We start from the raw sequence: 14,214 nt of genomic DNA on the forward strand, positions 1-14,214 counted from the left end.
TTCGTCCGCTCAGCGAACCATGATCATTTCTCGATGAAACCTGAAGTACTTTCCATTTTCGGCAATGGAAACCCTGGTAGTGGGGGGGGCGTGGGGGTCGTGGGGGTTGTCCGGTACTGGTCGACCTTGCACAGGTCAGCTCTAGGCTGCACGTGATCTTGCACAGGTCAGCGTGACCCTGCATCGAGGGGCGGGGTTAGCTGGCAGTGAGTCATGCGTCAGGTGTGGCGTCGGGCGGTGTTTCCGGCCCGCCGGTGGAGGGGTTCGAGGTCGGGTATGTCGACCCGAGCGGGTCGGGGTTTCGGCGGCCGCTGGCGGATGTGTGGGCCATGCCGTTCGAGCACGCCCTCCCGGTACGCGCCTTCGCGTCGTACCGCCGGCAACGGAACCTGCCGGGCCGGTGGCGGTCGGCGGCGATGTAGCGCTATGTAACGCGTAGGATCCATTGCGTGATGGCTGTGGTGAATGCTGTGCAGCGGTGGCTGCTGGGGCTGATGCTGGCCTGCTACGTGTTGGCCGGCGTGTTCCCGGCACCCGGCGAGTGGCTGCGCGGGCTGACGCTGCCGATCCCTGTGGGCGCGAGCGCTCTGACGGTGTCGATGGTGTTGTTGGCGTTGATGCTGTTCAACGCCGGCCTGGGGGTGCGCGTCGCCGATCTGCGCGGGGTGGTGTCCCGGCCGGTGCGGCTGGTGCTCGGCATCGCGGCCAATGCCCTGCTCCCGTTGCTCGTGCTCCCGGTCGTCGCTCTTGGCCTGCGTGCCTGGCCCGATCCGGCGGAGGCGGAGGGGCTGGTGGTCGGGCTGATGCTGGTGCTGGCGATGCCGATCGCGGGCGGCGCCGCTTCCTGGGGGCAGAACGCGGGCGCCAACGTCCCGTTGGTCGTTGCCATGGTGATGGGATCCACGCTGCTCAGCCCGCTCACGGTACCCCTCGGGATGCACCTGGCCGGCCAACTGGTCGGTCCCGACGGTGCCGGCGCACTGGACGACACAACTACGGTCGACATCATCGCCCGGACAGGAGCCGGGGTCTTCGCGCTGGTGTCGGTGGTGCTGCCGTGCCTCGCCGGAGTCGTCGTACGGGTCGCGCTCGGCGAGGACCGCATCCCCCGAGTCCTGCCCGTGGTCAAGTCCGTCAACCTGGTGAACATCCTGTTGCTCTGTTACATCAACGCGGCTGGCGCGCTCGGACAGGCCCTCGCCCACCCGGACCTGGACTTGCTGATGCTGGCGCTCGGCCTGTCCGGCGCGGTGTGCTGCCTGGCCTTCTGCTGTGGACGATGGATGTCCCGCTGGACGCACTGTGACCAGCCGGATGGGGTCTCCCTCACGTTCGCCACCGGTATGAACAACAGCAGCGCGGCGGCCGTGCTGGCCGCCTGCTGGTTTCCCCACCGCACCGCGGTGCTGCTGCCGATCCTCTCCTACAGCCTGCTGCAGAAGATCGTCGCAGGAGTGGCGGCAAAGCCACCTCGTCCCGAAAAAAGGGGCGTGGCCGCCGACTGTGCAAGGTTGGGCTGACTACCTCGCGCTCCGGCCGCTCAGCCCGACCCTTCACCTCGCCGGTCACGACCGCTGAGCAATGCAGCCTCTGACTGGCTCGTTCCGAATAGGGCGCTGGTGAACACCCCCGCGAGCGCGGGGAGCGAACTCCCTGACCTGCTGTTCTTCCCTCAGCTGGGACGCTTTTGAACCAGTTTCAAATTATCCGACATTAAGCCCAAAATCGATCTTTCATGCCAAACTTTCACTGCAAACGGAAGCACAGCACAAGCCCTAGGCACCACCGCCCAAGGGTAGCCACGAGTCGCAGCCCTCTTGAATGCGTTTCATTGGCGCCACGTCACTTCTCTCCTTTCGCACGCCCCACCGACGCAAAGCCAGATCTCGCACGCCCACAACCTAAGAACGCCCCGCACCGCCTCAACACTGCCCAATTCGGCAGTGCGGCTTCCACCAACCACACCGACTTCAGCTGCGTGGCCGTCCAGCGAAAGCATTGCCGGCACCACCCCCGCAGACCCGGAAAAGAGGCCCACTCGTGGCTGGCCGACGCGATGCCGCCACGAGCGGGAGATCAGTACCGCCGCTCGTGCGCGTACGGCACCGGTCATCGGAGCGTTCAGCAGTCAGACGGGAATGTCCCAACGGATCCCATCCGGGATGTGCCAGACGTACGCGGTCCCGTCTGGCTCACGGGCGTAGCCGAACCTGTCGTGCGAGGCGGGCCGCAAGGCCCGCTCCGGCACCGGCTACAGCCACCTCCACAACGCCGTCGACGACCACTCCCGCCTCGCTCACAGCGAGATCCTCGCCGACGAGAAGAAAGAGACCGCCGTCGCCTTCTGGCAGCGGGCCCACGCCTTCCTCACCCAGGCCGGGATCACCGTCGAACGCGTCCTGACCGACAACGGCTCCTGCTACAAGAGTCACCTGTGGCGCAACTCCCTCACCGCTCAGGGCATTTCACACAAGCGAACTCGCCCCTGCCGGCCCCAGACCAACGGGAAGGTCGAGAGGTTCAATCGCACCCTCCTGGACGAATGGGCCTACGCACAGCCCTACCGGACCGAGGCCGACAGACGTGCCGCCTATCCGGCCTGGCTGCACACCTACAATCACCACCGCGGACACACCGCGCTCAAGGGCCAACCACCCCCCAGCCGCGTCCCCAACCTCACGGGTCAGTACCCCTAGAGCACCCCTGTACGCCTGTGGGATCTCAAGTTCGGCTGCACAATCTCACCGCCCGATTCATATCGGCTGCACTCGCCGTGCTTCTCGGCGAAGTCGCCCACCGCGCACGGCACATCGAACTGGCCGGCGAGCCCCGCCGCGACACCTCCCACGTTGTCTGGGGTTACGCATCCCTGCCCGTCTCATTTTCTGCGCGCGGATCATGGGTGAGCTATCCTGCGCGCATGCGCGGACAGTTCTCCGGCTGGCCGGAGCAGGCCATGGACGTGTTGTGGCAGCTCCAGGGCGAACCGACCCACGCGACCCGCGAGCGCTACCGCGCGGACCGCGAACGCCTGGTTCGGCAGCCGATGATCGCCCTGCTCAACGAGGTCGCGGACACCGACCCCCGGTACGAGGACTTCTCCGTCTGGCATTACCGCACCGACTCCTGGTGGTGGCAGCACCAGGGCGCGGTGATCCGGCTCGGCCGCAAGATTGAGATCGGTCTCCGGTTCGCCCTGGATGGTCTGCGGATCCAGGGCGCCTGGTGGTACCCCGATCCCGGCCAGGTGGACATGTTCCGCAAAGCCGTGGCCTCCGAGGGGAGCGGCCGCGAGCTGTCCGCCATCGTCGAGGATGTGCGGGAGAAGGGCTACGACATCTCCGGGGACGTGATGAAACGCCCCCCGCGTGGCTATCCGGCGGACCACTCCCGTACGAACCTGCTGCGCCATCGTTCGCTGATCGCAGCCCGTACGCTCGGCTGCGAGGAGTGGCTGCACACCCCCGAGGCGGTCGACCGGGTCCTCTCGGCCGCCGCCGACCTGGATGCCCTGCTGATGTGGCTGGTCTGCCACGTGAAGCGCGCCGCCTGACATCACGAGGGCACCGCGCGGCACGGGAGGAACCACATCTGTGCCGCCGTCAGCGAGGCGGCGGGGCGAGAGGCCGAGAGTTCTCGAAGTGTCTGGGCTCCCTCGCCCGCATGTGCTCGCAGAGATGTGTCTGGGCGGGGAAGTCCACCCCCGTCGCAGCGGTGACCGCGGGGAGAACGCGCGGGCGAGCACTGATTGCGGCGTGGTGGTCCAGCGGTACCCGTCACAGTCTCGCAGGGCCAGGCGCACCATGCGGGAGCCGTACCCGTGGCGTTGCCACGGGCCGGTGACCCGGATTTTCGCGATAAGGCCGATACGGTACTCATCGCAGACTTGCCAGGTCAGGCGGGCGAAGTCGTACCCGTCCGGCTGACGGACGTAGATGCTCTGGAACCCTGCAGGCGTTGAGGTTGGCTGGTAGCTCCAGTCCTCCGTGTCCGGGTCCACCACCCACCCCGTCCGGACAGACGGTGGGGGTGCAGCCGGCGCTGCGGTGTCCCGTCCGTGGAAGGCATCGGTCAGGCGGGACCACTGAGACCGGGGCCGGGTCGCATTCGTCAAACCCACTGGTCAGCCCTTGCCGCGGAGCGGCAGGTCACGGGCGCGGGCCGGCACGCGGCGTCCCTGCGGTTCGCGGAGAGCGTTCCGTTCACCGCCGGGCACGCGGTGGATGCGATGGACTGGAGAGCCGTGGACTGGCCGGTGGCGCACGCGGCTGCAATCGCCTGGCACGCGGTGAAGGCGGGGGAGCCGCTCACGGTCCTGTCGCTGGAACCCGGGCTGTACGCGGGTACCGGCATCACTCCGCTGAACCCCACCTGACCCCGTACCCCGGGCGAGGCGCCGCGGCGGGTACCGGTTCAGTCCAGGTGGTCGTAGGCGCCCGGTTCCCAGTCGGCGAACAGCGTCAGTTCCTGTGCTGTCTCGGTACGTTCCGGCGTAGTGGAGGTGGCCGGCCACCAGTTCTCCACCTGATGCGCGTCCACGAGGACGAAGTCCCGGTATCCGTCGAAGTCGCCGGGGTCGTCTGCCACGCCGATGTGGATGGGCGCGTCATCGGGCAGGTCCTTGAGTGCGTCGCGAAGCTGCGCGGCATTCCAGACCTGCGGGGTGTGCTCGAAGACGTCGGTCATGGGCACAGAGTGCCGGATCGGACCGCGTTGCCGGTGGAGACACGGCTACGACCGGGGCCAGAGGTCGAACTCGGGCCAGGCTGGTGACCGTACGGCGATGTCTTGGCGGGCCGTGAGGTCGATACGCCTGTGACGGAACGAAGACGTCGTGGAGGACCGCCTGTGACTCGGTGCGGGATACAAATACTTCCGACCGCATGCACCGCGCTACTCCTGGGGGAACACCATGAAGTACACCCGCATCACTGCTCTCGCCGCCATCGGCGTCGCCGCCACCCTCTCGCTCACCGCCTGTGGCAGCGAAGGCTCCGGGAAGGACTCGTCCTCCAAGGGCTCCTCGTCCTCGTCTTCTTCGTCCTCGGACGGTGGCTCGAAGTCGCAGGGCGGCTCGGAGGCCATCAACGCGAAGTCGGGCTCCGGTGAGGACACCGGGGCAGGGGCAGCCGCGAACGGCGCGACGACGACCGGCGGCAAGGTCACGTTCTGCAAGACGCAGGACCTGGCCATCGACGCCACGGACGCCGCGCCCGACGAGGACTCCGGCAGGATCGACATCACCATGATCAACCGGGGTTCGACCACCTGCTCGGCAACCGGCTTCGCCGGCGTCGACATCAAGGACGCCGACAACACCTCGAACCCCATCGAGCGCGGCCACGCCCAGCCGCGTATCACCACCCTGAAGCCCGGTGACGCCGCTGTCTTCAACCTCGCCTACGACATCGACAACACCGGCGACAGCCTCGCGTCCCCGACCAACATCCTGGTGACGCCCCCGAACGAGACCCACACCGTGAGCCTGAAGTGGCCCGCGGGCGCGGGGGACATCAAGGGCGCCTACACCGACGTTCAGGTCTACCCCACGCACACGACCAACTAGGGGTGGTGCCCGCGGGCTGCTCCTGGCGGCGGGCCTGCTCCCGCCCAGCGGGGGAACCTCAGTCAGGCCCTCCGTCTACGTCATGCGCTGGAGAAGGTGTTCGAGATCCGTAAGTAGCTCAACGTTCCCTGTCACGTTTCGGCCTGCCGAGCTCCTCGTGGGAGTGAGAAGGTGTTGTCTTTCCGAGGCTGATCGCACGCTCGAATGGACTTCAACACCCATGAGCTGTGCGGGAGGCCCTGCTGTCATGCGCCGACCACAAGCCGATCACCCACCCGGGAACCCAAGTTCGATCGGCAGCCGAACCTCTCGGTACGACAACAGCTTCTGTCATCAGCGGCGTGTGTCACTCATCGAGCTGATGTGGCACAAAGCCTCACTGGAGCGAGGAGGGGTCACCAATACCCGCCAGTAGTTGGATCTGCCATTCCGGGTCAGCTTGGCCGATGGCCAGGCCGACCCATCGATCCGAGTCCGGCAGCCGCCACGTCTGCATGCTGCCGGCGACACCGCGAAGGAAGCTGAGCGGCTCGCGGGTCGTGGGGTTCGGGTCGGGGTCGTCGAGCCCGAGATAGGGCCACAGGTCAACCGTTTCCGGGGCACCCCAGCGTGCCGTGAGGATGGCGGACAGCGCGGCAAGGTCGGCTTCCAGCACCCGTTCGGCTGCCTCGACGATCTCGGTGCTTCGGTCCTCCCAGAAGTCCTGACTCTCACGGAGCACTGTCAGGTGAAAGCCGGGCCCGCTCCACTGGCCGCTCGCTCCAGGTCGGCCCACCTGGTCAGGGAAGGGCCGAGAGCTCAAGCTGTCGATGATCGACAGCTGCTCGTCAATGTGGTCTGCGGATCGGTGCTGGAGCGGCATGGCCGAAGCGTAGCTTCGCGGCTCCGTGGCCGGACCTTCCGAGCCGCCCGATCCTTGCGAAGCTGAGGTTGGTGACAGATGTCTCGCCCAAGTGACAGCTATCGCGCTCAGTCACAGGGGCACGGCCACAGTCTGGGTGTTCCCGGAGGTTGTCAGCACCAGGCGGCAGGATGCCGTGCCATGACAGCACCGATCAGTGAGTCGTGGACGCGAATCGAGAACTGGCTGGCCGAACACGCCTCGGCATCCTAGGGCCGTTGGCGTAGGCGTGCCCGAACTTCGTACACCAGCGGCGGACCGTCTCGTGGGAGACGAGCACGCCGCGCTCGAGCATCAGCTCCTCGACCTCGCGGAACGACAGCGAGAAACGGAAGTACAGCCACACGCAGTGCGCGATGATCTCCACCGGGTACCGGTGCCCCTTGTACGACGGCGGCGCGCTGTCCACGGACGACCCCTCCCAGCACGACCAACCAGAAGATCATCCCAGGCCGGTCAGTCAACGTGACAGTGCCCTGACCCACCGCTCGGGATCGATGCGCGGGCGGCCTGCGAAGCCTCCCTTCGGCAGGCCCTCGCACGCCGCGAGCGGCAACACCGGCCCGAGCGTCTCGCGCCGGCCCTCGTATCGCGCGACCCGGGCGTGGACTGGGTGCTGACCGCCATCGGTGCGGACCGTCGGGCTCTCCTGGCCGAACTCGCCGCCGCCGACTTCGTGGATCGCAAGTGCGCCGGGTCTCCGAAGCCAACCATCGAACTGTGACGGCTACTTCGCAATCGGTTGTGTTGGCGCCGCTCAATTGCTTTCGTCATGTGATCAGTTCGGGGCGTGATGATCTCCTGACTGACATAGGCTTCAGGAACGCAAGCATTCCGGCGGCGTTGGTCGATCTCCTTGGCAAGCCGGTCGCCGAGGCCAGCGCCCTCCGCATCCCCACCGCAGGATACGGGGGCCATACGGGGATCCGGGCGGGCCATGGCATTTCATCGGCGGACAATCCCCCGAGTCCCATGGACGAGTTGGGGTGGAAGTCGGTGGGCGTGCTGGAACTCACCGCACTGCCCGTCATCGACGAGAAATGCTGGGTCTCCTGGGTGCGAAAGGCAGACGCCCTGCCGGTGAACGGTGGCGATGCGGCTCAGACCGCCATCAAGGTAATCGACGGCGGCATCGAGGTCTCTCCGATGGTCACTGGAAGTTGCTCAACCCGGCTTCATGAACGTCGCTCCGTCCTCGTCGAGCCGGCTGCCCGTCAGGTTCGCCCTCCTTCAGGTCGGCTGCTCCATCCCTCGCTTCGTCCACGTACTCAGCTCCACGTTCCGGGCCACATTGCATGACAGTTCGTCATCTCATATGCGGAATGGTCTTTTCGGGTGAAACGCAGTCAAGGGCGTAGTGTCGTATTGCTTATTTCGGGTTAATGGTAGTGACCGTTTTCCGGTGGGCTACCTCTCTTCCCGGGGGAGAGAACCAACCCCTATGGTGCGCCCGTGCGTGGTACGTGTCGGTGCGTCCTCTCTCTGTCCCGGTTTCCAAGCGGTGATCCGGTTCGCGTATATCGGCGCCGTGCGACGCGGGCCCCGGTGGGAATTCCCGGGTGGCCCTCTCAGCTGAGAGAGGTTTGTCATGGAATCGAGTGCGATTTGGTTGGCAACTCCGTTGGTGGCTCGCGGGGTTCGGCCGGTTGGCCCGGCGGGTGGATCCGAGGCGCCCGCTGTACGGGGGCTTGCGGTGCTGCCCTTCAGTGCGGAGTTCTCCACGGTGACGATCCCGGCGGGCACGAGCCCGATCCCCGTGGCGGTGGCGCCGAACGGCAACGTGTACGTCGGCAACAGCAACTCGGACAACGTGACGGTGATCAGCAGCACCACCAACACCGTCCTGGCCACCGTCCCCGCCGGCTCGAACCCGGCCATGATCGTGGCGGCGTCGAACGGCAACGTCTACGTCACCAACCAGAGCTCGAACAACGTGACGGTGATCGGCAGTGCCACGAACACCGTCCTGACCACCGTCGCCGTCGGCGGGGGCCCGTTCGCGCTGGCGGTGGCGCTGAACGGCAGCGTCTACGTCGGCAACAGCACGTCGAACAACGTGACGGTGATCGACAGTGCCACAAACGCCGTCCTGGCCACCGTCCCCTGCGGCGCGGTCCCGGACGCGGTGGCGGTGGCGTCGAACGGCAACGTCTACGTCGCCAACCGGAACGACAACACCGTGACGGTGATCGACAGCGCCACGAACACCGTCCTGACCACCCTCCCCAGCGGCAGTTTCCCGGGCGCGGCGGCGGTGGCGCCGAACGGCAACGTCTATATCGCCAACCAGCTCTCGAACAACGTGACGGTGATCGACAGTGCCACGAACACCGTCGTGGCCACCGTCCCCGCCGGCAGCGTCCCGGGGGTTTTCGCGGTGACGTCGAACGGCAACGTCTACGTCACCAACACCATCTCGAACAACGTGACGGTGATCGACAGCGTCACGAACACCGTCGTGGCCACCGTCCCCACCGGCGCGGGCCCGTTCGGGATCGCGGTGGCGCCGACCGGCAACGTCTACGTCGGCAACTCCAACTCGAACAACGTGACGGTGATCAGCAGCGTCACGAACACCGTCGTGGCCACCGTCCCCGCCGGCGCGTTCCCGTTCTATGTGGCGGCGGCGCAGAACAGCAACGTCTACGTCACCAACGCCAACTCGGCGAACGTGACAGAGATTTCGCCGTTGACGGTGATGACCTCGCCGACGGCGCCGGTGTGCGGGCAGACGGTGACGTTCAGCATCTCCGGCGGGACTCCGAACGGGACGGCGGTGGTGAACTTCGGGGACGGCAGCCCCACGGTCACCGTCGCCCTGGACGCCACCGGGAGCGGGCAGACCATCCACGCCTACATCGTCGGTACGTTCACCGCGACCGTGAACGGCAACCCCACCCCCGTCACCGTGAGCCAGGACTCCACAACGCCGACGCTGTCGGTGACGCCGAACCCCTCCCTCTGCGGGCAGAGCGTGACCATATGCGCCACCATCACCCCAGGAACAGCCACCACCTCGGTGCCGACCGGCACGGTCACCTTCACCCTCCCCAACGGCCAGACGCAGGTGGTCCCCGTCAACGCTTCGGGGCAGGCCTGCTTCACCACCACCGCCCTGACCACCGGCACCTTCACCGCCGCCTACGGCGGTGACAGCTGCTTCACCGGCTCCAGCGCCAGCACCTCCGTCACCGTGAACCCCAGCCCCACAGTGCTGACCGCACAGACGGGCACCATCCGGCTCCGGTTCACCCCGCTGCCGGAGTTCTACATCCCCGCCCTCAGCGCCACCCTGACGACCACCTCGGGCACGCCGGTGGTCGGTCAGCCGGTGACCTTCACCGCCACCACGCTCTTCGGCCCGATCACCCTCGGCACCGCCGACACCGATGTCACCGGCACCGCCACCGTAACCAACGCCGTCGTCCCCGTCTACGCCGTAGCCACCCCCTTCTCCACCGCCACCTTCGCCGGCACTTCCTGCTACGAGGCCGCCTCCGCCCGCGGTCTCCTGGTGTTCATTCCCCTCCCGGGCTGACCTCGTAGGGTCTGAAATCCCCGGGTCACATGGTCTGCTGCGGCTGGAGAGCGTGTCAGAAAGCCGTGCAAGTCGATGATCTGGGAGGCTGGCCGGGGCTCGGTCGAGGGCTCTGGCCAGCGTTGTCACGTTGGTGCGGTGTTGATCGATTGAGGGCGCGTCAGGGTGTGCAGGGGTCGGGTGGGGGCCTGGCTTACGCTGCGATGGGCTGGTCGGTGGCGCCGGTGATCTCGTCCCAGATGGCGAAGCGGGTGGTCATCTCGGTGTGGTATTCGGTGGCGGTCATCAGGTGGCGGCGTGGTCGGAAGTGCGGTGAGATGCCGCTGAACGCGGCCAGGAACCGCTGGCCCCGCCGGTACTGCGGAAGCCCTTCATCGCGAGTTCGCGCTGCCTCGTCGGCTGATGACTGTTCTCGGCCCGGTTGTTCAGGCCCTTGTGGGCGCGGTGTTCTTCGGAGGGCATGACCTCGCGGTGGGCCGCGCCGTAGGAGCGGAGCCTGTCGGTGACGATCACCCTCGGCACCGAGCAGGTCTTCTTGAGCAGTTTGCGGAAGAACCGCCTGGCCGCAGCGGTGTCCCGCCGGTTCTGGACCAAAATGTCGAGCACGTTGCCATCGGCGTCGACGGCCCGCCACAGGTACTTCAGCTCACCGTTGATCCTGAGGAAGACCTCGTCCAGGTGTCACTTGTCGCCCGGCTGCACACGCCGGCGGCGTAGGCCGTTGGCGTAGGCGTGCCCGAACTTCGTACACCAGCGGCGGACCGTCTCGTGGGAGACGAGCACGCCGCGCTCGAGCATCAGCTCCTCGACCTCGCGGAACGACAGCGGGAAACGGAAGTACAGCCACACGCAGTGCGCGATGATCTCCACCGGGTACCGGTGCCCCTTGTACGACGGCGGCGCGCTGTCCACGGACGACCCATCCCAGCACGACCAACCAGGAGATCATCCCAGGCCGGTCAGTCAACGTGACAGTGCCCCTACGAGCCCAAATATGACGGTTCTCCAGACATCAGATGTGTCTCGCGTCGTTAATCACTTGCCTGGTACGACCTCACCGGTGAGGATCAGCGGGTGCTTACAGCTGTGCCGGACGGGCGCGCGGGAATCAACGCCGCCCTGGTGAAGCGGTTGATCACCGCCCAGTTCCCTCAGTGGAGCCGTCTGCCCGTGGTCCCGGTTCCGGTGGACGGCTGGGACAACCGCACCTACCGCCTCGGCGACGACATGACGGTCCGCCTGCCCACCGCAGCCGGCTACGCCCCTGCGGTCGACAAGGAATGCGACTGGCTGCCTCGCCTGGCCCCCGCGCTGCCGGTGGCCGTCCCCACCGTCCTGGCCAAGGGAACCCCCGGCGCGGGATACCCCTACCCCTGGTCCGTACGCGGCTGGCTGCCCGGCGAGACGGCTTCTCCCGAACGCATCGACGACATGACCCAGTTCGCCACCAGTGTCGCCGGGTTCATCCGAGCCCTTCAGTACTGTGACTCCAAGGGCGGTCCTCTCGCCGGGGCGCACAGCGGGTATCGCGGCGCGTCACCCGCCCACTACGACGACGAGACGCGCCGCTGCATCACCGCCCTGAGCGGCCGGATCGACACCGCGAGGGCCACCGAGACCTGGCAAGCGGCACTCGAGGCCCAATGGCGTGGATCGCCGGTGTGGTTCCACGGCGACATCGGTGGCAACAACCTGCTTGTCACCGACGGCAGGCTGTCGGCCGTCATCGACTTCGGCACCTCGGGCATCGGCGACCCCGCCTGCGATCTCGTGATCGCCTGGACGATGCTCCGCGAGGAAAGCCGCGAGGCATTCCGGCACACAGTCGGCCAGGATGGCGCCACCTGGGCCAGGGCCAGGGGCTGGGCGCTGTGGAAGTCCCTGCTGACGTTGACCCAGTGCTCCGATCCCAGAGACGGGCGAGTCGCCATCCATCTCGACGTGATCGACGCGGTCCTGGCCGACTATGAACGCTTCGCGTAACCCGGACCGACGTCGGCGTACTTCCCCAACGCCACCCACCAACAGGTCACTTCATGTCTCATGAGACACACCGAAGTCTGGAGAAGACGGCCACCGGACTGTGCTGCGCCGGACCGACGAGACCGTCGTGCTGTACGCCCGGTCCGGCAGAGTCGTCACCCAGCACTGGATGGACCCCCTGCCTTCGCCGCGCATTGCCCCGTACGCGGCGTACAGTTTTCTTATGTCCCGGCCTCGGCAGTTTGACGACGAGGAAGTTGTTCGGGCTGCTCGCGACCAGTTCTGGTCCCACGGGTACGACCGAACCTCTATCGATGATCTGAGCGCCGTCACAGGCTTGGGACGCGGAAGCCTGTACGGGGCCTTCGGAGACAAACACGCCCTGTTCCTGCAGGCTCTGGACAGCTACAACAGTGACGCGATCGGAGCCTGGCGTTCGGCTCTGCGCGGCCCGGGAGCGGCCCTCCCGCAGCTGGAACGCTTTATGTGCGACATCTCCGAAGCGATCAGCAGGGACGTGGAGCGGCGCGGCTGCATGATGGCCAGGAGCGCCACGGAACTCGGCGCCGTCGACAAGACCGTCGCCGAGCGGACTGCTGCCACTGTCCGCGGAATGCACAGCGAGCTGTCGGACTGCCTTGCCCGGGCCCAGGAGGAGGGCTCGCTGGATGCCGAAGCGGACACGGACGGGCTCGCAAGCCTTCTCCTTGCTGTGCTGCGGGGACTGGAGGCCTTGGGCAGGGCGGGAGCCGCAGCGGAGGTTGTCATCGGGGCTGCCGAGCAGGCTTTGGCCCTTCTTCCCCGCGTTTCCACGTCCGAGCCGGCGCCGGCTCGGCTGGAGGGCCGGTCAGCGCCGTGACCCGGTCCCATTCTGGACGGCCCTTGGATTTTCAGTGCCATGGGCCGCACGCCGTGAAGGTCTTGCCCCGCCAGGCGTCGCGGGCGTCGCCTGGCCATTGCGTGCAAGCCGCCTACGAACAGGACGATCAGCAGCAGCACAGGGGCGCCTACCCCGGGGCGGATGAGGACGGTGCAGATCTTGCCGGGCCGTTGCGTGTGTTGCACGGCCTCTGCCAGGTCGCCGAGACCGTAGGTGGCGGCTAGGCAAACTGGTCCTTGGTCGCCATCGCGATCACCTTCGCGGCGGCGACGTCGGATGGCTGCCTGCCGAGGGAGGTGTCTGACATCCAGTGGCCGATGCTCCTGCCGCGCAGCGTCGGCGATTTGTGCACCTTGACGCCCGGGGGCTCATGGTGCGACCAGGTCGTGGCTGTTCTCTATCAGCTCCCGAATCAGTTCGTCCGGGACATCGCCAGCCAACGAAATGTTGACCCAGTATTGCTTGTTCAGCTTGTACGCCGGGTGCACTGCCTCGAAGCGGTGCTGCAACTCGGTGACCCGCCCCGGATCGGCCTTGACTGTCACCTGGTCGTCCGGGAACTCATGGCCACTGAGGATGGCAAACACCTTATTGTTCGCCGCTGCCCTGAACACCACGCGGTCTGGGGCGAACGGACGCGACTCGCTTGCTCCGGCGAAAGAGAGCGCCAGCTCCCGGACGTCGTCCACGGTCATGGCTATCTCGCTTCCATCACTGAAGTTATAGGACTCCCGCCCTGGTAACAGCGGCTACTAGGGGCGGATGAGGACGGTGCCGACCTTGCCGGGTTGTACCGCGTGCTTCACGGCGGTGGCCAGCTCGCCGAGGTCGTACGTAGCGGCCACGTCGAACTGGTCCTTGAACGCCAGCGCGATCAGCGTCGCGGCGACCGCGTCCGATGCCCGCCTCTCGGCGGATGCCTCCAACAGCCACCGGCCCAGGTTCGCGCCCCGCACCGTCAACGACTGGTAGAGCAGCGTCGACGCATGCACCGAGATCGGCTCCTCGGCGAGTTCTCCGTAAATGACCAGCCTGCCGCCCGGCGCCAACAGGTCTAGAAGGCTTTCCGTCAGCACTCCGCCGACAGGGTCGAAGGCCACACTGAGCGGGCGGCCGCCGGCTGCCTTGCGGACTTTGTCGGCCCAGCCCGGATTCTCTGTCGCCACGACTGGGACGTCCGGGAACCGCTTGCGCAGCTCGGCGGCACCGCGGTCACTGCGGACGACGTTGACCAGGCCCACGTTGTGGTACTGAGGTGACCCCCGTGGTGTGGACACACCTGACAATGGATCTTGATGGTCCAGGAAGGTGTAGATCCACATGGCAAGGCCCTCGAAGTACAGTGC

Annotated in this window: 12 protein-coding genes and 3 pseudogenes; 9 read left to right on the plus strand and 6 right to left on the minus strand. The window is 66.8% G+C overall.

The annotated features are described in order from the left end of the window. The first annotated feature begins 452 nt into the window (after positions 1-452). From ACFV8T_RS38795 to ACFV8T_RS38810, 4 genes and pseudogenes are all read left to right on the plus strand, one after another. Positions 453-1,520 carry a bile acid:sodium symporter family protein gene (locus ACFV8T_RS38795; protein ID WP_385336751.1) on the plus strand — a complete coding sequence of 356 codons (1,068 nt, stop codon included), beginning with the start codon at positions 453-455 and terminating at the stop codon, positions 1,518-1,520. 702 nt (positions 1,521-2,222) lie between these two features. Further along, positions 2,223-2,696, plus strand: a pseudogene (locus tag ACFV8T_RS38800) (integrase core domain-containing protein); the annotation flags it as partial. Between the two features lie 224 nt (positions 2,697-2,920). Further along, positions 2,921-3,553 carry a DUF2461 family protein gene (locus tag ACFV8T_RS38805; RefSeq protein ID WP_385336754.1) on the plus strand — a complete coding sequence of 211 codons (633 nt, stop codon included), beginning with the start codon at positions 2,921-2,923 and terminating at the stop codon, positions 3,551-3,553. Between the two features lie 675 nt (positions 3,554-4,228). Further along, complete coding sequence (locus ACFV8T_RS38810; protein WP_385336757.1) at positions 4,229-4,375, plus strand: hypothetical protein; 147 nt, start codon at positions 4,229-4,231, stop codon at positions 4,373-4,375. Between the two features lie 38 nt (positions 4,376-4,413). Here the strand turns inward: ACFV8T_RS38810 and ACFV8T_RS38815 are convergent, their stop codons facing one another. Then, entirely contained in the window at positions 4,414-4,686 is a 273-nt protein-coding gene (locus tag ACFV8T_RS38815) for a DUF6225 family protein (RefSeq protein WP_385336760.1), read from the minus strand. Between the two features lie 226 nt (positions 4,687-4,912). On the opposite strand from ACFV8T_RS38815, the gene ACFV8T_RS38820 reads away from it, so the two are divergent. After that, positions 4,913-5,566, plus strand: a complete 654-nt coding sequence (locus tag ACFV8T_RS38820) for a DUF4232 domain-containing protein (RefSeq protein WP_385336763.1) — start codon at positions 4,913-4,915, stop codon at positions 5,564-5,566. Positions 5,567-5,942: 376 nt separating this feature from the next. On the opposite strand, the gene ACFV8T_RS38825 is transcribed toward ACFV8T_RS38820, so the two are convergent. Both ACFV8T_RS38825 and ACFV8T_RS38830 read right to left on the minus strand, forming a co-directional pair. Continuing rightward, positions 5,943-6,428 (minus strand): hypothetical protein, encoded by a 486-nt coding sequence (locus ACFV8T_RS38825; protein ID WP_385336766.1) that lies wholly within the window; start codon positions 6,426-6,428, stop codon positions 5,943-5,945. Positions 6,429-6,699: 271 nt separating this feature from the next. Next, positions 6,700-6,876: pseudogene (locus ACFV8T_RS38830) on the minus strand (IS6 family transposase); the annotation flags it as partial. Positions 6,877-7,187: 311 nt separating this feature from the next. Here ACFV8T_RS38830 and ACFV8T_RS38835 point away from each other — a divergent pair. Together ACFV8T_RS38835 and ACFV8T_RS38840 are read left to right on the plus strand one after the other, a co-directional pair. Further along, complete coding sequence (locus ACFV8T_RS38835; RefSeq protein WP_385336769.1) at positions 7,188-7,766, plus strand: hypothetical protein; 579 nt, start codon at positions 7,188-7,190, stop codon at positions 7,764-7,766. 394 nt (positions 7,767-8,160) lie between these two features. Further along, on the plus strand, positions 8,161-10,005 hold the full coding sequence (locus ACFV8T_RS38840) for an Ig-like domain repeat protein (RefSeq protein ID WP_385336772.1): 1,845 nt from the start codon (positions 8,161-8,163) through the stop codon (positions 10,003-10,005). Positions 10,006-10,198: 193 nt separating this feature from the next. Here the strand turns inward: ACFV8T_RS38840 and ACFV8T_RS38845 are convergent. Beyond that, a pseudogene (locus ACFV8T_RS38845) lies at positions 10,199-10,917 on the minus strand (IS6 family transposase). A 162-nt stretch (positions 10,918-11,079) separates the two neighbouring features. Here ACFV8T_RS38845 and ACFV8T_RS38850 point away from each other — a divergent pair. Next, the gene (locus tag ACFV8T_RS38850; protein WP_385336775.1) at positions 11,080-11,988 is read left to right on the plus strand and encodes an aminoglycoside phosphotransferase family protein; all 909 of its coding nucleotides are present in this window, start codon (positions 11,080-11,082) and stop codon (positions 11,986-11,988) included. 100 nt (positions 11,989-12,088) lie between these two features. Then, the gene (locus ACFV8T_RS38855; RefSeq protein WP_385336778.1) at positions 12,089-12,847 is read left to right on the plus strand and encodes a TetR/AcrR family transcriptional regulator; all 759 of its coding nucleotides are present in this window, start codon (positions 12,089-12,091) and stop codon (positions 12,845-12,847) included. Positions 12,848-13,236: 389 nt separating this feature from the next. Here the strand turns inward: ACFV8T_RS38855 and ACFV8T_RS38860 are convergent, their stop codons facing one another. Both ACFV8T_RS38860 and ACFV8T_RS38865 read right to left on the minus strand, forming a co-directional pair. Then, positions 13,237-13,563 carry an MmcQ/YjbR family DNA-binding protein gene (locus ACFV8T_RS38860; protein WP_385336781.1) on the minus strand — a complete coding sequence of 109 codons (327 nt, stop codon included), beginning with the start codon at positions 13,561-13,563 and terminating at the stop codon, positions 13,237-13,239. A 57-nt stretch (positions 13,564-13,620) separates the two neighbouring features. After that, positions 13,621-14,214 (minus strand): zinc-binding dehydrogenase (locus ACFV8T_RS38865; RefSeq protein ID WP_385336784.1); only part of this gene is annotated, 594 nt, incomplete at its 5' end.

Source organism: Streptomyces sp. NPDC059832 (genome assembly GCF_042731715.1).
In the GTDB taxonomy this organism is placed as follows: Bacteria; Actinomycetota; Actinomycetes; order Streptomycetales; family Streptomycetaceae; genus Streptomyces.